This is a genomic window from Dokdonella soli (assembly GCF_039523175.1).
Lineage (GTDB): Bacteria > Pseudomonadota > Gammaproteobacteria > Xanthomonadales > Rhodanobacteraceae > Dokdonella_A > Dokdonella_A soli.
Genome location: NZ_BAAAEU010000025.1, coordinates 197,429 through 217,507, shown reverse-complemented (window position 1 = coordinate 217,507; position 20,079 = coordinate 197,429). Strand labels below are relative to the sequence as shown.

13 protein-coding genes and 2 pseudogenes are annotated in these 20,079 nt (G+C 66.6%); 4 read left to right on the top strand and 11 right to left on the bottom strand.

Annotated elements, in window-relative coordinates:
* The first annotated feature begins 45 nt into the window (after positions 1-45).
* Positions 46-4,227 carry a hypothetical protein gene (locus tag ABD002_RS18035; protein ID WP_343793682.1) on the top strand — a complete coding sequence of 1,394 codons (4,182 nt, stop codon included), beginning with the start codon at positions 46-48 and terminating at the stop codon, positions 4,225-4,227.
* On the top strand, positions 4,224-5,075 hold the full coding sequence (gene prmC / locus ABD002_RS18030) for a peptide chain release factor N(5)-glutamine methyltransferase (RefSeq protein WP_343793679.1): 852 nt from the start codon (positions 4,224-4,226) through the stop codon (positions 5,073-5,075). Before ABD002_RS18035 ends, prmC begins: the two co-directional genes overlap by 4 nt.
* 339 nt (positions 5,076-5,414) lie before the next feature.
* On the opposite strand, the gene dxs is transcribed toward prmC, so the two are convergent.
* The 3 genes and pseudogenes from dxs to ABD002_RS18015 all read right to left on the bottom strand — a co-directional run.
* On the bottom strand, positions 5,415-7,310 hold the full coding sequence (gene dxs / locus ABD002_RS18025; RefSeq protein WP_343793677.1) for a 1-deoxy-D-xylulose-5-phosphate synthase: 1,896 nt from the start codon (positions 7,308-7,310) through the stop codon (positions 5,415-5,417).
* Positions 7,311-7,404: 94 nt separating this feature from the next.
* Entirely contained in the window at positions 7,405-8,613 is a 1,209-nt protein-coding gene (locus tag ABD002_RS18020; RefSeq protein WP_343793675.1) for a DUF3300 domain-containing protein, read from the bottom strand.
* Positions 8,614-8,863: 250 nt separating this feature from the next.
* Positions 8,864-9,711 (bottom strand): annotated as a pseudogene (locus ABD002_RS18015) (chloride channel protein); the annotation flags it as partial.
* Positions 9,712-10,040: 329 nt separating this feature from the next.
* Between ABD002_RS18015 and ABD002_RS18010 the strand changes: the two are divergent.
* On the top strand, positions 10,041-10,475 hold the full coding sequence (locus ABD002_RS18010) for a hypothetical protein (protein ID WP_343793673.1): 435 nt from the start codon (positions 10,041-10,043) through the stop codon (positions 10,473-10,475).
* A 288-nt stretch (positions 10,476-10,763) separates the two neighbouring features.
* Positions 10,764-12,887, top strand: a complete 2,124-nt coding sequence (locus tag ABD002_RS18005; protein WP_343793671.1) for a hypothetical protein — start codon at positions 10,764-10,766, stop codon at positions 12,885-12,887.
* A gap of 31 nt (positions 12,888-12,918) precedes the next feature.
* On the opposite strand, the pseudogene ABD002_RS18000 reads toward ABD002_RS18005, so the two are convergent.
* From ABD002_RS18000 to modB, 8 genes and pseudogenes are all read right to left on the bottom strand, one after another.
* Positions 12,919-13,087 (bottom strand): annotated as a pseudogene (locus tag ABD002_RS18000) (HNH endonuclease); the annotation flags it as partial.
* A 22-nt stretch (positions 13,088-13,109) separates the two neighbouring features.
* A complete protein-coding gene (locus ABD002_RS17995) occupies positions 13,110-14,393 on the bottom strand; it encodes a choice-of-anchor Q domain-containing protein (protein ID WP_343793669.1) in 1,284 nt (427 codons plus the stop codon).
* Between the two features lie 120 nt (positions 14,394-14,513).
* Positions 14,514-15,107, bottom strand: a complete 594-nt coding sequence (locus tag ABD002_RS17990; protein WP_343793667.1) for an HNH endonuclease — start codon at positions 15,105-15,107, stop codon at positions 14,514-14,516.
* A gap of 369 nt (positions 15,108-15,476) precedes the next feature.
* A complete protein-coding gene (locus tag ABD002_RS17985; protein WP_343793664.1) occupies positions 15,477-15,773 on the bottom strand; it encodes a hypothetical protein in 297 nt (98 codons plus the stop codon).
* A 175-nt stretch (positions 15,774-15,948) separates the two neighbouring features.
* Positions 15,949-17,739 carry an acyl-CoA dehydrogenase C-terminal domain-containing protein gene (locus ABD002_RS17980; protein ID WP_343793662.1) on the bottom strand — a complete coding sequence of 597 codons (1,791 nt, stop codon included), beginning with the start codon at positions 17,737-17,739 and terminating at the stop codon, positions 15,949-15,951.
* A gap of 196 nt (positions 17,740-17,935) precedes the next feature.
* Positions 17,936-18,376: a hypothetical protein gene (locus tag ABD002_RS17975; protein WP_343793660.1), complete on the bottom strand. Its 441-nt coding sequence runs from the start codon at positions 18,374-18,376 to the stop codon at positions 17,936-17,938.
* A 107-nt stretch (positions 18,377-18,483) separates the two neighbouring features.
* Positions 18,484-19,185, bottom strand: coding sequence for an ATP-binding cassette domain-containing protein (locus tag ABD002_RS17970; protein WP_343793658.1), 702 nt, complete (start codon positions 19,183-19,185; stop codon positions 18,484-18,486).
* A gap of 146 nt (positions 19,186-19,331) precedes the next feature.
* Positions 19,332-20,030 (bottom strand): molybdate ABC transporter permease subunit, encoded by a 699-nt coding sequence (gene modB / locus ABD002_RS17965; protein WP_343793656.1) that lies wholly within the window; start codon positions 20,028-20,030, stop codon positions 19,332-19,334.
* Positions 20,031-20,079 lie beyond the last annotated feature (49 nt).

Here is a 20,079-nt window from a genome sequence, read left to right as displayed (position 1 = left end):
GACTGCCCGCACGTTGCACGTCGCCACCGCCAACGAGGAGACACCATGCGTCAATTTCTGCGCCGCCTGTGCTGGACGTCGTGCCTGTTCGTGGCTGTCATCGCGCACGCCGAATCGCCCGTTCCTGCGGCGCTCGAACCCTGGCGCAGCTGGGTAATGCAGGGCCAGGAATTCCGCGCCTGCCCGTTGATTGCCGGCAAGCCCGGCAACGCGGTTGGCGACTTCCTTTGCGCATGGCCAGGCATGCTTGCACTCAGTGCCGACGCTACTGGAGCGAGTTTCAGCCAACACTGGCGCGTCGATGCGGATTCGTGGATTGCCCTGCCGGGCGATGCCGAGCATTGGCCGCAGCAGGTCAGTGTCGACGGCCAACCCGCCGCCGTTCTCGATCGTGGCGGGCCCGTGTTGCGCCTTGCCGCCGGCAGCCACGAGATCCGCGCGCGCATTCCGTGGCGCGATCGTCCGCAATCCCTGCGCGTACCGCAGGCCGTCGGTCTGGTTGCGCTCAGCGTCGACGGAAAGCCTGTCGCGCCGGTGCAGCGCGATGGTGACGAACTCAGTCTGGGTCGGGCCAGTGTAGGCACGCCTGAAGCCGACAGCCTCGAATTGCGGGTCTATCGCCGCCTCGGCGATGGTGTGCCGGCCACGCTGACGACGGTAGTCGAGATGTACGCGTCGGGCCAGGCGCGCGAGGAGATCATCGGGCCGGCATTGCCGGAGGGGTTTGCGCCGCTGGCGCTGAACGGAGATTGGCCGGCGCGGCTTGATGCGGACGGCCGCTTGCGCGTGCGCGTGCAGCCCGGCAACGTCACGCTGACGCTGGAAGCGCGCGCGACTGCACCGCTGATGGGGATCACCACCCACCTGCCGGCATCGCCGTGGCCGAAACAGGAAATATGGAGCTATGCCGCCGCACCACGCTTGCGCGTCACTTCGGCAACGGGCGCGGTGCAGGTCGATCCGCGCCAGGCGCAGGTGCCGTCCGAGTGGTACGACCTGCCGGCATTCGCGCTGGCCGACGCGGCCGTGCTGAAGATCGACGAGCGCTCGCGCGGTCTCGCCGCCGATGATCGCAACCGGCTGACCCTCGACCGCGAGATGCGGCTCGACTTCGATGGTGCCGGCTGGTTTGCCCACGATCGCGTGCGCGGCGCAATGCTGCAGGGCTGGCGCTTCGATGTGTCGGCGCCGTTCGCACTCGAGCGTGCCGACGCGATCGGCCGCGATGGCCGTCGCAACAACGAAGCGCTGCTGGTCACTCGCGGTGCGAAGCCGGAACTCAGCGGTGTCGAGTGGCGCACCCCCGCGGTCGACCTTGACGCAGGCCTGCGCATCGCATCGGCAAGCGCACGGCTGCCGATCGCCGGTTGGCTGGACACGTTCGATCGTGTGACCACGACGCTCCATTTGCCGAACGGCTACAAGTTGCTCGCTGCACCGGGTGCGGATCGCGCGGTTGGCAGCTGGATTTCTCAATGGACGCTGCTCGATGTGTTCATCGCGGCAATGCTGGTGCTGCTCGCCTGGCGCTGGGCAGGCTGGCTCGGTGCAGTGATCGCCGCGGGTTACCTCGTGCTCGGTTACCAGGAAGGCGGTGCGCCGCTGTGGAGCCTGCTCGCTGCCATCGCCTTGACGTTGATCGCACGCGCGTTGCCGAACGGCCGCCTCGTGCTTGCGGCGCAGTGGCTGCAACGCGCGGCTCTGCTCCTGCTTGTGCTCGCGGCATTGCCGTTCGTCGCCGACCAGCTGCGCTACGCGTTGCATCCGCAACTCGAAGACCAGGGCGGTTACGTCTTTGAAGCGGCCCAGGAGAACGTGGGCGCCGCACGCAAGGCCATCCGGGCTCCTGCGGCGCCGGCCCCGGAGCCGGTCGAGGTTGCGCCGATGTCGAAGCCGGCACCGCCTCCTGCGCCTGCGCGGGAAGAGTCCAATGCTCCACAGGTCGAAACGCGCGACCGCGCGGAGACGTACCCGAGCAGCACGGGCAACCAGAAGCTCGAGGTGATCACGGTGTCGGGCCCGAACATTCGTCGCAGCGACGTCATCGGTCACTACAGCGAGTCGACGGTCGTGCAGACCGGAGCGGGCGAGCCGGGTTGGAATCTGGGCCGCCGTTACGAGCTCAGCTGGAGCGGACCGGTGCTGCCGGCGCAGGACGTGCGCCTGCTCATCGCACCACCCTGGCTGGTGCGCCTGTTGCGCATCGTTCTGGTCGCGCTGCTGGCGTGGCTGATCGTACGGCTGCTGCAGCCATCGCTCACGACGCGCGATCGTGCAACGCCGGCGGCCGCGGCTGCCCTTGGTGCTGCGATCGGGCTTGCCGCAATCGGTGTGGCCGCGCCGGCGCAGGCGCAGACCTTCCCGCCGGACAATCTGCTCAACCAATTGCGCACACACCTGACTGCGGCGCCGAAATGCGCGCCGATCTGCGGCTCGATCGCGAAGGCCGAAGTTGACGCGCGTGCGGGTGAAGTCCGCGTCGCGCTGGAGGCACATTCGGCCGAGCGCATCGCGCTGCCGCTGCCTTTCGACGAGAAGAACCTCGCCTTGCGCAGCCTGACGCTCGACGGCGTGGCGCAGGATGGCGCCGCGCGCAGTGACGGCAAGCTCTGGCTTGCGCTGCCGCGTGGCGTGCATCGCGTCGAGCTGGTTTTCGTCGTCGCAGCGGACAAGGTCGCGCTGGCATTTCCGCTGAAGCCGATGCGTGCGCAGTTCAGCGGCGACGGCTGGGAAGCGAGCGGAATCGGTGACGATCGCCTGCTGACCGAGAGCTTGACCCTGGTGCGCATCCGGGAGAACGGCAACGCGTCCGCGACGACAGGCGCACAGCAGTTCGCGCCCTTCGTGAGTATCGGGCGCCGGCTGAGCCTCGGCCTCGACTGGACGGCGACAACCACCGCGACGCGACTTGCACCGAAGGAGGGCGGCTTCGCGATCACCGTGCCCGTACTTGCCGGAGAGCATGTGACGAGTGCGGGTTTCAAGGTCGAAGATGCCCGCGTGACGGCCGCGATCGCCGACGGTGAAAAGGAGGTCCGGTGGGATTCGACGCTGGCCAAGGGTGAAGCGCTGACCCTCACGGCCCCGCCGCTGACGGATCGGACCGAGGTCTGGCACGTTCTGGTCAGCCCGACCTGGCATGTCGAATTCTCCGGTGTACCGGGCGTCGCGATCGGATCCGGCGAAGACACGCACGACTACCGCAACTTCGAATTCCACCCGCTGCCCGGAGAAAGCCTGACGCTGAAGGTGACGCAACCGGAACCTGCAAAGGGCGCGACACGCGCGATCGATGCCGCGCGCCTGACGTATGCGCCGGGCCAGCGCGCCGCGGATTCGACGCTCTTGCTGACGATCCGTGCGAGCCAGGGCGGCGAGCAGGTGGTCGCGTTGCCGGCCGACGCCGAAGTGCTGGGCGTCGGCCGCAACGGCGAGGCGCTGAACCTGCGCCTGCAAGGCGGCAAGCTGAGCCTGCCGATCGTGCCGGGCACGCAGACATTCGAGCTGCGCTTCCGCAACAACGTGCCGCAAGGTCTCGTCGCGCTTACCCCGGTGATCGCGCTCGGCGCGCCGGCAGCGAACATCGATCTGGGCATCGAGTTGCCGCAGGACCGCTGGCTGCTCGCAACCGGTGGACCGGCGGCGGGTCCGGCGGTGCTGTACTGGAGCGAGCTCGCGGTCATGCTGCTGATCGCGTTCGCGTTGGCGCGCACTCGGCGCACATCGCTGAAAACCTGGCAATGGATGCTGCTTGGACTGGGCTTCTCGACATTCTCGTGGCTGGCCCTGCTGATCGTCGTCGCGTGGCTGTTTGCTTTCGACTGGCGTGCACGCGCCACGCTGCAATCGGCGCGCGTATTCAATCTCGTGCAAGTGGGCCTTGCGACGCTCACTCTCGTCGCGCTGCTGTGCCTTTTCGCTTCGATCCAGCAGGGCCTGCTCGGCAGTCCCGACATGCACGTGACGGGCAACGGTTCCAGTGCGCTGGCTTTGCGTTGGTTCGCCGACCGCAGCGCCGATGTGTTGCCCGTCGCTCGGGCAGTCAGCGTGCCGTTATGGGTCTACAAGATCGCGATGCTGGTCTGGGCGCTGTGGCTGGCCAGCGCGCTGGTCGGCTGGTTGCGTGGCGCGTTCGCGGCGTGGACGCGCGGAGGCTACTGGCGCAGCGCTCCCCGACCCGTCGTCGACGTGCCGCCTCCACCTCCGCAGGCGCCTGCACAGTCGTGACCAATGTGCGCGGATTGCTCGTCGCTGCCGCGGCACGGATCGGCGGCGACGAAGCGCGCTTCGAAGCGGAGCTGCTGCTCGCACACGCGCTCGGCCGTTCGCGCGCATGGCTGTTCGCGTGGCCGGAATTCGAGCCCGACCTCGTGCAGCGTGCGGTGTTCGAGGGCCTCGTCGAGGCGCGTCGGCACGGCGAACCGGTTGCCTATCTGACCGGGCGGCGCGAGTTCTGGTCGCTGGATCTCGCGGTCACGCCGGCCGTGTTGATCCCGCGGCCCGAAACCGAATTGCTGGTCGATCTCGCGCTGGCGAAGATCCCGGCGGACGCGGCAGTGGCGATCGCCGATCTCGGCACCGGATCCGGGGCGCTCGCGCTGGCGCTCGCCCACGAGCGGCCACGCGCACGCGTGTTGGCGACCGACGTGAGCGAGGCCGCGCTTGCGATCGCGCGCGCGAATGCCGAGCGTCTGGGCATCGGGAATGTCGAATTCGCTCTGGGCGACTGGTGCGCTGCGCTCGGCAGCGCGCGTTTCTATCTGATCGTCTCGAATCCGCCGTACATCGAGAAAGCCGACCCGCACCTCGGTGAAGGGGACTTGCGCTACGAGCCCATGTCGGCGCTCGCTTCCGGCACCGATGGTCTGGATGCGATACGGCAAATCTGCGCGTGCGCGCACGCGCACCTGGAACCGCAGGGCTGGCTGCTGTTCGAACACGGCCGCGACCAGGCTGGGCGTGTCCGCGAGCTGCTCACCGCCGCAAACTTCATCGCAGTGCAGAGCGTGCCGGATATCGAAGGCCGGGATCGCGTGACGCTTGCGCAGGCGGGTCCACCGGCGGCCCTGATTTAGTTCACGTCACCCTCGAATGTGAACGGGTTCGCAGTCGCCGCGTGCACCGGTCGCGCACGCGTGCGTTCGCCGTGGCACGGAATCGCGGCTGGCGTAACGGCATCCTGTGCAGCGTCCGCGATGCGCCAGCGAGACCCCGATTGCGTCGCGCGTGAGCGCCACGCGCCGGTCCTCCAATCAGGGCCGGCACCCCGCGTTGCCGGAAGCGACGCCGAATGGATGGGATGCGCCAAGGAGGGCGGCCAGGAAGGCACCGAGCGACAAGACGCAAACTTCGCCCCTGCATTTACGCGGGGGTGTTTTTTTGCGTACCAGGCTTGTCGAACGGCTGCGCGCGATTCAGATCGCGCTGCGCAGCACCGGAACCGAGAACAAGTTGCCGAAGCGGTGGCGGACCGAATTCTCGATGCCACTTGCGTCGAGCCCATCGGCGGCAAGCAGTTCCTCACGACCGGCATGGTCGAGGAAGCGGTCGGCGAGTCCGAGCTGCAGCAGCGGCGTCTGTATGCCGTGCGCGTTCAGAAATTCGGCGACTGCGCTGCCGGCGCCGCCGGCGATCGCGTTGTCCTCGATCGAAACCAGCGCCCCATGTGATTTCGAGAGTTCGAGCACGAGCGCCTCGTCGAGCGGCTTCACGAAGCGCATGTTGACCAGGGTCGCATCGAGCGCCTCGGCAACCTTGGCGCATGGCGCCACCATCGCGCCGAACGCGAGCAGCGCGATGCCACGGCCGCGGCGGCGTACCTCGGCCTTGCCGATCGGCAGGGTCGTGAGTTCCTTCGTGATCGCCGCGCCGGTGCCGCTGCCACGCGGATAGCGCACCGCAGCCGGACCATCGTGCAGGAAGCCGGTGGTCAGCATCCTGCGGCATTCGTCCTCGTCGGCCGGCGCCATCACGACCATGTTCGGGATGCAACGCAGGTAGGACAGATCGAAACTGCCGGCATGGGTCGCGCCGTCCGGGCCGACCAGGCCGGCCCGGTCGATCGCGAACAGCACGTCGAGATTCTGCAACGCGACGTCGTGGATCAACTGGTCGTAGGCGCGTTGCAGGAAGGTCGAATAGATCGCGACGACCGGCTTGGCGCCTTCGCAGGCCATACCGGCTGCGAGCGTGACCGCATGCTGTTCGGCGATGCTGACGTCGAAGTAGCGCTGTGGATATTCCTTCGAGAAGCGCACCAGACCGGAGCCTTCGCGCATGGCCGGCGTGATGCCGTACAGGCGCGGATCGGCCGCCGCCATGTCGCACAGCCAGTCGCCGAAGATCTCGGTGTAGGTCGGTTTCGAGGCGCCGGCCTTCTTGACGAGCCCGGCTTCCGGATCGAACGGACCGACCGCGTGGTATTCGATCTGTTCGCGCTCGGCCGGCGCGTAGCCCTTGCCCTTGGTCGTGATCACGTGCAGCAGCTGCGGACCCTTGAGTTCCTTCAGCGTGCGCAGGGTGGATACCAGCAGCGGAATGTCGTGGCCGTCGATCGGGCCGGTGTAGTGGAAGCCGAATTCCTCGAACAGGGTCGAGGGCACGAACATGCCTTTCGCGTGCTCTTCCCAGCGCTTTGCGAAGCGCCACAGGAAGCCGTCGCGCTTCATCATCTTCTTGCCGCTTTCGCGGATCCGGTTCAGCGTGCGGCTCGCCATCAGCCGCGCCAGCATCCTGGGCAGCGCGCCGACGTTCTCGCTGATCGACATCTGGTTGTCGTTGAGGATGACCAGCAGGTCCGGATCGATGTCGCCGCCGTGGTTCAGCGCCTCAAACGCCATGCCGGCGGTCATCGCACCGTCACCGATCACCGCGACGACCTTGCGCGGATCACCCTTGCGCTGTGCGGCGATCGCCATTCCAAGCGCGGCCGAGATCGAGGTCGACGAATGGCCGACACCGAACGTGTCGTATTCGCTCTCGTCGCGCTTCGGGAACGGCGCGAGGCCGTCCTTCTTCTTGATCGAGGTGATGCCGTCGCGGCGACCGGTCAGGATCTTGTGCGGATAGCACTGGTGGCCGACGTCCCACACCAGCCGATCGACCGGCGTGTCGTACAGCCAGTGCAGCGCGACGGTCAGCTCGATCACGCCGAGGTTCGCGCCAAAATGTCCACCCGAGGTCGCGACCGACTCGATCAGGTACATGCGCAGCTCGCGCGCGACCTCGCCGAGTTCGGTCTCGGGAATCTTGCGGAGGTCGTCAGGGGTTTCGATGCGCGCGAGGTACGGATAGCGCTGGGGGTCGATCATCGGCGGAAAAGGACTTCGGGGGCGCTATTTTGGGCCGGACGAGGCGCCCCGGCAAGGAAAGACTGGCCGAGGTGGCGTGGAAGCGGCTGCTCGGCTAAGGATGGCGACTCGACGACGGCGCGCTGCGCGCGGGTGCACGTTGCACGCTCGCGTGTCCCTCGCCGCCGCTCCGTGCCGGCTGCGCCATACGTCCGTTGCCACCGAGCGCGCGCGGCGGCATTTCGGCACGCGGCGCGACGAAACCCGGTCGGATGCCCGGACCCGCATTGCCGCGACGCATCGCCGGTTCCGCAAGCGGAGGCGGCATGCCTTCACCCGCATAACTGCGCTGCATGCGCGCGCCCGCTTGCACGTGCTCGACGTCGCGGTGCGCGATCGGAGCCGTCCGTTCCGGCCACGCGCGGACATCATGTCCACGAAATGCCGCAGGCGTACCCGCGGCGACGCTGGCGCGCCCGAACCGGTTATTCAGACCAGGATCCCGATACGCCACGCCGCGGCGGTGCATCGGATCGTGCTGCCAGATGTGCGACGGTTCGTCGCCTGCGAGACGCCCACGCTGATGCCACGGACGACCATGGTCGAAGACGTTGATGCAGTGGTGGCGCCAGTCGAAGTCATCGAAGAAAAAGTCGACGCTGATCGCGACGCCCACGCCCCACGCGAATCCGCCCTGCCAGTCGTAACCAGGCCACGCTGCCCAGTACATCGGCGGGTAGGCCGGCCACCACCATGCACCATAGACGACATTCGGATCGTAGTAGGGCAGATAGACCAGATCCGACGCCGCCGGCTCTATGTCGATCATGCCGTCGTTGTCGTCGACGCGAAGCTCGCCGCCCGATTCCAGGTTGCCGGCGGTCGCGGCCTTGTGGCGCAAGCCCTGCACCGTGTCCATCACCTGTGCCTGCTGTGCGAGGAATGCGTCGCCGAGGTGTTCGGTCCAGTCGAGTTTGCCGTCCATCATGTGCAGCAGGTCGGGAAACGCGAGCAGCGCCTTGACGCTCGGATCCCAGTTCTGTGCATCCGCCGCGCTGACCGCGTCGGTACCGGTCAGGTCGGGATGCGCATGTGACCAGCGCGCCGCCTCGACAACCTCGAGCGGATAGGTGGCTGCGGTCAGCACCTGCGTCAGCAGCGCATCCGGATACAGCGCGACCGGCGCCAGCATATGGTCGAGTTCCTGCTGGCTGAACGCCTGATCGTTCGCAGCGGCGGTCTCCGATTGGGCGGGAGCGGAACCCGCCAGAGACAGCGACGCCAGCGTGAACAGGAAGGCGAGTGTTCTGAAGTGCGCGTTCATGGCGATCCTCCGGAGTGGATCGAGCCGATTCGGCGTGCGCCGCGGGCAGGTCCGGCACCGGATGAGAGTCTACGCCGCAGCGGATGAACGTCGTCTCGATGGTTCGGTCGCGTGCGATTGCCTGGCAGGGCGAGCGCTTCTGCGGCGGTTGTCGTGAACCGTCATGCGCCGGGTGGCGACAGGCGCTCGCACGATCGCCCTATCGTGTGGCTTCGGACGATCCGCAGCAGCTCAAGGAGTCCGGCGCGCCGACGCTGACCACTCCGACCAGTGCGCCGAGCACGACATAGCTGGCCAGCGCCGCGCCGCCTGGTTCGGCGACGCCAGGCATCGGGAATACCGGTGCGGATCCGACCAGCGCATGGCGCACGCCGTTCGCGGCGACCGTCGCCAGTGCGACCGGAATCAGCGAGCGCGGCTTGAGCTCGAACAACAGCAGCTCGACCGCGAGGATCAGCGCCGATACCGGCGAACCGAACACCGCGGCCATGCCCGCGGCGGCGCCGGCCGCGAGCAGGGTCTTGCGTTCGACCGCGGTGACATGCAGCAGCTGTCCGACGAACGAACCGAGTGCGCCGCCGGTCGCGATGATCGGTCCTTCCGCGCCGAACGGGCCGCCGGTGCCGATCGCGATCGCCGAGGACACCGGTTTCAGGAACGTGATGCGCGGTGCGATCTTCGACTCGTTCAGCAGCACTTGTTCCATCGCCTCGGGGATGCCGTGGCCGCGGATCGCCTGCGAACCCCAGCGCGCCATCGCGCCGACGATCAGGCCGCCGATCGCCGGCACGACGATCACCCACGCGCCGAGATGGTTTCCTGCGGGCAACGCGAACGCGGTCGACCAGGCCCGTAGAACGCGAGATTGGTGACCACTCCGATCAGCGCCGTCAGCAACTGCGCGACGAGCGCGGCGGCGATTGCGAGCACGATCGCGACCGCGGCGATCAGCAGCACACGGCGATCGATCAGCGTCGAGCGGCGCGGCATGCGTGCTGCATCCAACGTGAGGTCGAGCGCCGGCGCGATCGGCAGCGCGTCGGTGGTGCCGGCGGTTTCGACGCGGACGCGGCCTGGGTCGGCAGAAGCGGTCGTCATCGCAAGGGCCCGATTGTGATGCGGCGCAGCATATCGTTCAGGGGAACGATCCGCCAATACCGGCCAGGGGACTGTGTCGACATCGGCTCGGGCTTCGCTGGCTGCGCCTCCGGTCGGGTCCGTCTTGCCGCACGCGCATCGGCGCGATCATGGCTCTGCCGTGCGATCCCGGCGATGCCGACGATCCGCAATTGGCACGTTCGATGCCTGCGATTCCGGGCTCCCGTCTCCGGTCGGACGCAATCTTTACTTGTGCATATTCCGAGCGCAGTGTGCGCGAGCCACCGCCGTCGTGGCGGCGGCCTCGTCACTTCGAAGAGGGGCCTGTCATGAAACGCACCGCGTTGTTGCTCGTCGCGCTGGTCGGCGTATCCCCGCTCATTGCACCCGCTCAGGAAGCCAAACCCTACAAGGATGGTCCGGTGTCGGATGTCACCTTCATCCGGACCAAGCCTGGCAAGTTTGATGACTACCTGAAGTGGTTGGCCGGCCCCTGGAAGAACCTGATGGAAGCGCAGAAAAAGGCGGGGCTGGTCATCGGCTATGCCATACTCGAAACCGAGCCGCGCACACCGCACGATGCCAACCTGATCCTGAGGATCACCTTTGCCAACATGGCCGCGCTCGACAAGACGGACGAGGCCGATGCGGTCGCCGCGAAGGTGCTGGGTTCGAACCAGCAGCAGAACCAGGGGACCATCGATCGTGAATCACTGCGCGAGATACTCGGCAGTCAGCTCACACGCGAGTTGATCCTGAAATAGCGTCGCCGGCATTCGCTGGAATCCGCGCGCCGCGCTTGTGGCAAGCGCGGTGCGCTTTGTAGAAAAAAAAGGGAGGGCAGGAACGATCCGGTTGAACCGGGAGAAATATTCATGAACGTCGCCCAAGCGCAATGCACTGGAATCGCACTTCATCCTGACGCTTTCCCTGATGGGGCTTCGCCTTGCGTCGCGACGCCTCCGGGCAGCGAATCGAGCCAAAGCGCAGCTCGATACAGCGGAGTTTCATCGGCGAGCACGACGCCCCGACAGCATGCTTTCGGCACGGCCGTGGTGTTCTGGCTTTTTCTGTTGGCGGCGCTGACCGGCCATGCACAGACGGTGCTGTCCATGCCGACCGGGTTGGTTAGCGTGGAGGGACAAATTGCCGCGGTGGTCGTCCAGGCGGACGGCAAGGTCGTGATCGGTGGCATTTTCAGCGCGGTCGATAGTGTGGCGCGCGGCAATATCGCGCGGCTCAACGCCGATGGCACTGTCGATGCGACGTGGAACCCGGGTGCGGACGGTCCAGTCGCCGCTCTCGCACTCTCGGGCAACACGGTCTACGCGGGCGGGTTCTTCCTCAATATCGGCGGCCAGCCGCGCACGAATATCGCGGCCATCGACGCGACCAGCGGTTTGGCCACAACCTGGAACCCGAATGCGGACCTGGATGTGCTCACTCTCGCCGTCTCGGCTGGCACCGTGTATGTGGGAGGGGACTTCGCCACCATCGGCGGCCAATCACGCCCCTTCATTGCGGCGCTCGATGCGACCAGCGGATTGGCGACAGGATGGAATCCATCAGGTGCGGACGGTACGGTCAATGCGCTCGCGCTGTCGGGCAGCACGGTGCTTGCCGGCGGATCGTTCGCCAACATGGCTGGCCAGCCGCGCGCCAATCTCGCCGCGATCAACGCGATCACCGGGTCGGCCACGAGCTGGAACCCGAATGCGGACAATGCCGTATTCACCGTCGTAACCTCGGGCAACACCGTGTATGCGGGGGGACTCTTCGCGAACATCGGCGGCCAGTCGCGCGCGCATCTCGCGGCCATCGACGCGACCACCGGATCGGCCACGGCCTGGAATCCCGGTGCAGATAGCGGTGTCGAAGCCCTCGCGCTCGCGGGCAACACCGTCTATGCGGGAGGACGTTTCGCCCACATCGGTGGCCAGCCACGCGCCTACATAGCGGCGATCGACGCGACTAGCGGATCGGCCACGGCCTGGAACCCCCATGCGGACAAGCGGGATGTCATCACCCTCGCGGTCTCGGGCAGCATCGTGTATGCGGGCGGAAATTTCGTCACCATGGGCGGCGCATTCACGGGCGGCTTCGCCCGCATCGACGCCACCACTGGCATCGCCGCGGCGACGCCCCAGATATTTGCGACTCCTGTTGTCCTGGCGTTTCAAGCGCAAGCCGACGGCAAGGTCATCGTCGGCGGCCTCTTCACATCGATCAACAACGTCGCGCGCCGCAATATCGCCCGGCTCGATGTCGATGGCAGCGTCGATCCGGGCTGGGACCCGGGCGCGGACGATCAGGTCAACGCGCTTGCGCGCTCGGGCAACACGATCTACGCGGGCGGGTTCTTCCGCCACATCGGCGGCCAGCCGCGCGCCTTTATCGCGGCGATCGACGCGATCACCGGAACGGCCACGGCCTGGAATCCGGGCGCGGATCGTCACGTCGACGCTCTTGCCGTCTCCGGCAGCGTTGTCTATGCAGGAGGCCGGTTCACCCTCATCGGCGGTGCGCCGCGCGCCTTTATCGCGGCGATCGACGCGACCACCGGAATGGCCACGGCCTGGAACCCGGGTGCCGATCATCGCATCCAAGCGATCGCGGTCTCCGGCAGCTCCATCTATGTAGGCGGCCGGTTCACCCACATGGGTGGCCAACCCCGCACCTATATCGCCGCGCTCGACGCGACCACCGGATTGGCCACGGCCTGGAACCCGGCAGCGGATAATTTTGTCGACGCTTTCGCACTCTCGGGCAACACCCTCTATGCAGGCGGGCGTTTCGGCCACATCGGCGGCCAGCCGCGTGGCCGTCTCGCGGCCATCGACGCAACCAGCGGATTGACCACGGCCTGGTCCCCGTTCGCGGACGGTCCTGTCGACGCCCTGGCCCTTTCAGGCAACACAGTGTATGCGGCGGGACTTTTCGCCCACGTTGCCGGCCAGCCACGAGCCAATATCGCGGCGATCGACGCGGGCAGCGGGTTGGCTACAGCCTGGAACTCGGGCACAGACAATGGCATCGCTGCCCTCGCGCTGTCAGGCGGCACCCTCTACGTCGGCGGAATTTTCACCAGCATCGGCGACTACCCGCGCACCGGCATTGCCACGTTGACAACGCCAACGGACGAAATTTTTCACGATGGCTTCGGACTGCATCCCTGACGGAAACGAGACTGACGGCCGAATCGACGATTCAGTGCAGCCGCTGGTCCCGCGGCCGGCGGTTGACCAGAAACTGCGTCTGGTCGGCCAGGATGTTGCGGTTCGACAGGATCAGGTGTTCGACCCAACTCGGCCGGTCCGGCACCGCGAGCATCGGCATGCCACCTGCTGGGCGTACGGCGGCCCTTATTCACGTCGCACGGTCTGATCACGAATCCAAGTTCAAGGGTCGAAGCCGTTGTAGAAGATCCTGTCGGAAGGATCGTTGGGCCCCTGATACTCGAAGGCGCCGATATCCGTCGCGCTTCCGAACAGTCGCGGAAGACCGCGTTGATCGGTCGCGAGGGTCGTGGTTGTCGGACCCGCGTCCAGCGCACAGGAAGGCGGATAGATCGCCTGGGTTGCAGTCGGGCCGCCATTGTTTGTCAGCGGCTTCAGGAGTGGATCGCAGGCCAAGGTCGGATTGGCCAGCGTGATGTTGGTGCCGATCGTCCCGATCAGGTTGTGATCGCCGTTCAAGGTCACCGGAGCGGTGCTGTCCACGTCGCTGCCGGGTCCATTGCCAAACATCAAGGTGGCCGTGGCCGTGGCAGTAGGCGTCGCACCCGAAGCAACGGCGATACCACCACCGACATGGCCGGAAGGAACGCTGTTTCCGGAAAAGGTGGAAAAATTCAACACGATGTCATGCGCGAACAGGCCGCCACCGGACCCTGCTGCCGTGTTGCCACTGACGGTGGTGTTGGTCAGCGTCGCGGTGGCGTTGGTGTAGATGCCGCCCGCCTTCTGCCCCGCCGTGTTGCCGCTGATGGTGGAGTTGATCGAGGTGACCGAACCGCCTTCGACGTGAATGCCGCCGCCGTTGAAGGTCGTCGCCGTGTTGCCGCTGACGGTCGAGTTCGTGAGCATGAGCGCGCCGTGGTAGACGGAGACCCCACCGCCGTGGTTCGACGCGGTATTGCCGCTGACGATCGAGTTGGTCATGGTGACGTTGGCCCCCGTCGCAATGATTCCACCACCATCGCCGAACGACGCCAGGCCATTGCGCAGCGTGACTCCATTCAGGGTCAGATTGGCGGTGGCGTCGATCAACCTGACAGATTGCGTGCCATTGCGTTCGATGATGACGCGCGGCGCGCCGCCTGCAAGGACGCCGCCGTCGATCGTCACCGGCTTGGTCAGCACGAGTGCGTCGACGCCGGATGTCGCTGCGGTAAAGGTGATCGTGAAGCCTGAGGAGAAATTGATCGTGTCGTTGACGCCGTCGCCAGCCACGCAGCTGCTGCCCGGTGCGACCGCTTGCGTATTCACCGACGTCACTGCGTCGAGCAGGGTGCAGTGGCCCGTGATCCGGCCGGAGGACGGATCGTTCACCGTGATCGACGCGGCGTGCGTCGTGACGGTGAAACACAGAGCCAGCGCTGCCGCGAGCGGTGCAAGCGGATAGTCGTGCGATTCACGGATGGTCAGTCGGAAGGGGCACGCGGAATCGCTATCGCGGATCATGACGGCTTCTCCTGGTGTTCGTGGGAACCTGCTGGACTGACGCCGCGCAGGAGTCGCTGACCACGGAGGCGCACAAAGCGAACGGCGCATCCGCGATTTTCTCGATCGGCTCTCACACGCTCAATGGGGCCGCCGGTCTCTCGGCAGGTGATTGACCAGGAACTCCATCTGGTCGGCGAGGATGTTGCGGTTCGACAGGATCAGGTGTTCGACCCAGCTCGGCCGGTACGGCACTGCGAGCAGCGGCATGCCGGCCTGCTGTGGCGTGCGGCTGCCCTTCTTCACGTTGCACGACCAGCACGCAGTGACCACGTTGACCCAGGTGTCGCGCCCGCCCTTCGAGATCGGCACGACATGGTCACGGGTCAATTCGCCGCGATGGAAATGGTTGCCGCAGTAGAGGCAGAGCATGCGATCGCGCGCGAACAGCGCGACATTGGTCAGCGCCGGCGCCGGATCGATCGCCGGCGAGCGCGCATGGCCGGTGCTGGCGACGATCGGATGCAGGCCGAGCAGGCTCTGCTCGCCGGTGTCGCGATTCATGCCGCCGTGGATCGTCAGGCAAATGTCGCCCAGCGTCCAGGCAACCGCGCCGCGTACATACAGACAGACCGCGTCCTGCCAGCTCATCCAGTCGAGGATGCGCCCGGTGGAGTCCAGGGACAGGACGCGGGTGCTATGGATGTCGCCGGAAGTTTTGACTTCCGCAAGCATATGACCTCCGTTCTCGTGCGCGAAACCGGTGGCACGCCCGCCGTCAGGACGGTGGGCGCCGCGCAGCATAGAACAAAAGTTTGATGTTGGGAAAATGACGGCGTATCGGCGCCTGTGCCGATGCGGTGCGCCAGGCACGTCGCAACCTCAAAGGCTTGGCCCCGCGTTGCGGATCGAGGCTTCAGCCGGGAGCTTCACAACGCGGCACGGCGCAAGGCTCGGAGAAGCGGCCGATCAAACCGGGGATGAATTCGCGTTCGGCTGTGCCGTCGCGCGGGCAAGGACACAGGCTCCTGGAAGAGGGCCCTGTCGACGGAACCCGTGAAGGGGCGTCCATGCCCCGCTGTTTCGTGAGGATGTGGATGCGCTCTACTTCGCGGCCATCTTGTTCTTGATCAAGCCGATAACCGCGGTCACCACGGCACCGGCGACACCGCCACCGACAACGTTGCCGGCCATCGCGCTGACGTCGACGCCACCACCGCCGGCTCCACTGAGCATCGGCAGTGCCATCTGCAGCAGCTGGCCCAGCACACCGCCACCGACCGCGCCGGCGATCGTGTTGCCGACTCCGCCCAGACTCATGTTCTTCGACGCGGCCCCCGCCGCGTTGCCACCCACCGCACCTGCAATCAGCTGGATGATCAGAGGAAGATACTGTTCCATGACATACCCCTCGCTATGTGTGGTCGTCGAATCGGTTGTCGGGGACCGATCGGCTCCCGCCGGCCATTGCGTGCGTGTTGCACCGCCCCGGCACCGTCCCCGACCGCATCCTAGCATCGGCTGTCCGCAGGGCTTTTGTGCACTGCGGATGCGTACTGCCGTGCGCAGGTGCGGCTCAACCGAATTGAATGTCCGGCATGTCGAGCAGGTTGCCCGCGCCGCTCTTCATCGCGGCCGCATGCGTGTGGATGCGTGGCAGGATGCGCGCGAAATAGAAGCGTGCGGTGTGACGCTTGGCGTCGCGGAAGTCGGAGGATTGCGATGAAGAGTCGGCCGCGGCGACGCTGCGCGTCCAGAAGTACGCGAGCGCGATGTAGCCGGAATAGAACAGGTAGTCCCAGGCCGCCGCGCCCATTTCGTCCGGATTCGCCGTCGCGCGCTTGCCGAGTTCGAGCGTAAGTTCGCCCCAGGCCTTCGCCGCCGTCGCGAGCGGTCCGACGAATTCCGCGAGCGCCGCATCCTTGCCGTGGTCGGTGCAGAACGCGCCGACCTCTGCGAGGAAGTGCTTCAGGCCGACACCCTGCAACTGCATGATCTTGCGTCCGAGCAGGTCGATCGCCTGGATCTGCGTGGTGCCTTCGTAGAGCGTCGTGATGCGCGCATCGCGCGCGAGCTGCTCCATGCCGTGCTCGACGATGTAGCCATGGCCACCGAAGATCTGCAGCGCGTCGTACGTGCACTGGATCGCGGTTTCGGTGAGCAGGCCCTTGACGATCGGAGTCAGGAACGACACCAGCGCCTCTGCGCGTTCGCGTTCGGCTGCGTCCGGTGAATGCTTGGCGAGATCTTCCTGCACGTAGGCGTAGAGGCCGAGCAGCCGGCCGCCCTCGGCGAACGCCTTCTGCGTGAGCAGCATGCGGCGTACATCCGGGTGCACGATCAGCGGATCGGCCGGCTTGTCCGGAAACTTCGCGCCGGACAGCGCGCGCATCTGCAGGCGCTCGCGCGCGTACGCGAGCGAGTTCTGGTACGCACGCTCGGTGAGGCCCAGACCCTGCAGCCCGACCGCAAGGCGCGCGGTATTCATCATGGTGAACATCGCGGCGAGGCCCTTGTTCGGCTGGCCGACCAGCCAACCTTCGGCGCCGTCGAAATTCATCACGCAGGTTGCCGAACCCTTGATGCCCATCTTGTGTTCGAGCGAGCCACAGGCGAGCGTGTTGCGCTCGCGAACTTTTCCATCCTTCCCGACCTTGAACTTCGGGACGATGAACAGCGAGATGCCCTTCACGCCGGCCGGCGCGTCCGGCAGCCGCGCCAGCACGAGGTGCAGGATGTTGTCGACGAAATCGTGCTCGCCGGCGGTGATGAAGATCTTGGTCCCGCTGATTCGCCAGCTGCCGTCGGCGGCCGGTTCCGCCTTGGTCTTGAGCAGGCCGAGGTCGGTGCCGCAATGTGGTTCGGTCAGGCACATCGTGCCGGTCCAGGTGCCTGCGACGAGCGGCTTCAGGAACACCTCACGCTGCCAGTCCTCGCCGTGATGCTCCAGCGCGGACGAGGCGCCGTGCGAAAGCATCGGGTAGTTGCCCCAGGACAGGTTCGCCGCGTCGATCATTTCCTTGAGCGCGGCGCCGATGGTTTCCGGCAGCCCCTGGCCACCGAACTTCTCGTTCGCGGTCAGGCCGATCCAGCCGCCGTCGACATATTTCGCGAACGCGTCCTTGAAACCCTTCGGCGTGCGCACGCTGTGCGTGGCCGCATCGAAGGCGCAGCCTTCGGCGTCGCCACTCTGGTTCAGCGGCGCGAGCACCTGCTCGGTGAACTTCGCGGCCTCTTCGAGCACCGCATCAATCAGGTCGCGGGTCGCGGCCTCGCAGCCGGGCAGGCGCTGGTAGGTCTTTTCGACGTCGAGCACGTCGAACAACGCGAAGCGCAGGTCGGCGAGTGGGGCGGAATAGCGGCTCATGGGAATTCTCCGTCGTGATGTCCGGCGTTCGCGGTCGACGAGCGGTCTCGGATAAGGCCGTTCGCCCTGAGGTATCGAAGGGCGACTCTCACGCCCTCTCGCGTGCAGCCGCTCGTGTTTCGCTGCGAGCAGCGCACCCTGTCCTGAGCTTGTCGAAGGATTGGCACGAGGGCTCCGGGATTCGGCACGCCCACCATCAGCGCCAGGTATTCGCCACGCCCGGCACCGGCGACAACCGGCTCGAGGTGTCGAGCTTGAAGCTTTCCTTCGGCTCGCTGGTTTCAATCGTGCCTTTCAGGGTATAGGCGATATCGCTGCCGAACGCCGGCTTGGCCAGCGGCCTGAACGTCGCCTCCACGACATCGCCGCTGTTGCCGACGATGTCGATGTCGGGCGTGATCTTGAGCTCGCCGACATCCTTGCCGTCGATGCCGAGCTTCACGTCGATGCTGCTGTAGTGCATCGGGAACGTGCTGAAGTTCTGGATGCGCAGCGCGATCTTCCAGCTGCCGTCGGCTTGTACGGCCAGTTGCTGGATGCTCGCGGTCGAGGGATGCACTTTCCTCGTCGGACCGCCGCCACAGGCGGTCAGCAGGCAGGCGAGGGCGAGCGTGACGGACAACTGGCGAAGCGACATGACGGCCTCAAACGATCGTTCGAATCGGACGCGTAGCCTATCCAAATCGCATGGCCCCGCAAAGCACCGGATGCGTTCACGCGCGCTGGCCGGTCTGGCCGGATCGTTCACCCGACAGGTGGCGCGCGCTCCGCAAACGCAGCGCGCCGCGCGATGAATTCCGTGATCGGCACCTGGCGCACGATGCGCCCCGCACTGAGGCGCACGACCTCGTCGGCGAGCGCACCAACCTCGTCCGCATGATGCGTGACCAGTACCGTGAACACGCGCAGCTCCTGCTTCAGCCGGCGCAGGTAGTCGAGCACCTGCAGGCGCGATTCTGCATGCAGGCCGGTCAGCGGTTCGTCGAGCAGCAGTGCACGCGGCTTCGACAGCAGGGCGCGCCCGACCGCAACCCGCTGGCGCTCGCCGCCGGAAAGCGTGTGCGGCCGACGTTCGAGCAACGCGCCGAGTTCGAGCAGGTCGACGATCGTGGCGAAGTCGACGCCGTGCGCGGCGTCGCGCACCGTGGCGCCGTAGAGCAGGTTGTGACGCACGCTCAGATGCGGAAACAGGCGGCCGTCCTGGAACACGTAGCCGATGCGGCGCTGCGCGGTCGGCACGCAGACACCCCTCGTGGTGTCGAGCAGCAGTTCACCGTCGATCGCGACGCGACCCGATTGTGGCGCGAGCAGGCCGGCGATCGCGTTCAGCACGCTGGTCTTGCCGGCGCCGGAGTTGCCGAACAGCGCGAGCGTGCGCGCACCGGATTTGAATGCGAGATCCAGATCGAGATCGGCGAACGCGTGGCGCAGGGTCAATTCAATCATGCGGCACCCCTCGCGATTGTCGCTGCGGCCGATGCAGGGGCCGCGTCGCGTCGGAGCACGCTCCGACGCGGGGGCCAAGTCCGGACCCGTGCCGGACTTGAGCGACCGAACGATCGAACAGGATGTTCGATTCGTTCGGCATCGGGTCAACCATCACGGGCCGATCTCCGCCACGGCGCGCCACCGGCCATCGCCGCCGCCGTCGCCGCTGCCGCGAATGCGACGATCAGCGACACGAGCGCGAGCCGGTGTACGCCGGGCATGCCGCCGGGCGTGTTCAGCAGCTCGTAGATCGCGATCGGCAGGGTGCGCGTCTCGCCGGGGATGTTCGAGACGAAACTGATCGTCGCGCCGAACTCGCCGAACGCGCGCGCGAACGCGAGCACGCAACCGGCTGCGATGCCACGCAGCGACAGCGGCAGCGTGATCGTCGCGAAGCGTCGCCACGCGCGTGCGCCGAGCGTTTCCGCGGCGTCCTCGAGGCGTCGGTCGACATTGTCGAACGCGACGCGGATCGACAGCACGAGCAACGGAAAGCCCATCACCGCCGCCGCGATCACCGCGCCGGTCCAGCGGAACGCGACGACGACGCCGATCGAGCCGAGCCATTCGCCGAGCGGGCCGTGCGTGCCGAACAGCGCGAGCAGCGCATAGCCGGTCACGACCGGCGGCAGGATCAGCGGCAGGAACAGCAAGGCTTCGATCAGCAGGCGACCGGGAAAGCGCCGCCGCGACAGCAGCCACGCGAGCGCGAGTGCGAACGGTAGCGCACCGAGCACGCTGAGAAGGCCGACACGCAGGCTCAGCGCCAGCGCCTGCCATTCGTCGGGCGCGAGGGCGTTCACGACGTGTGTACGCAAAGCCCTCTCCGCCAAGCTTGCTTGGGGGAGAGGG

Excerpts from the sequence above, each read along its gene's own strand:
- ABD002_RS18035 (WP_343793682.1), top strand. The coding sequence starts at position 46 with ATGCGTCAATTTCTGCGCCGCCTGTGCTGGACGTCGTGCCTGTTCGTG.
- dxs (WP_343793677.1), bottom strand. The coding sequence starts at position 7,310 with ATGATCGACCCCCAGCGCTATCCGTACCTCGCGCGCATCGAAACCCCT.
- ABD002_RS18020 (WP_343793675.1), bottom strand. The coding sequence starts at position 8,613 with ATGAACGCGCACTTCAGAACACTCGCCTTCCTGTTCACGCTGGCGTCG.
- ABD002_RS18010 (WP_343793673.1), top strand. The coding sequence starts at position 10,041 with ATGAAACGCACCGCGTTGTTGCTCGTCGCGCTGGTCGGCGTATCCCCG.
- ABD002_RS17995 (WP_343793669.1), bottom strand. The coding sequence starts at position 14,393 with ATGATCCGCGATAGCGATTCCGCGTGCCCCTTCCGACTGACCATCCGT.
- ABD002_RS17990 (WP_343793667.1), bottom strand. The coding sequence starts at position 15,107 with ATGCTTGCGGAAGTCAAAACTTCCGGCGACATCCATAGCACCCGCGTC.
- ABD002_RS17985 (WP_343793664.1), bottom strand. The coding sequence starts at position 15,773 with ATGGAACAGTATCTTCCTCTGATCATCCAGCTGATTGCAGGTGCGGTG.
- ABD002_RS17980 (WP_343793662.1), bottom strand. The coding sequence starts at position 17,739 with ATGAGCCGCTATTCCGCCCCACTCGCCGACCTGCGCTTCGCGTTGTTC.
- ABD002_RS17975 (WP_343793660.1), bottom strand. The coding sequence starts at position 18,376 with ATGTCGCTTCGCCAGTTGTCCGTCACGCTCGCCCTCGCCTGCCTGCTG.
- ABD002_RS17970 (WP_343793658.1), bottom strand. The coding sequence starts at position 19,185 with ATGATTGAATTGACCCTGCGCCACGCGTTCGCCGATCTCGATCTGGAT.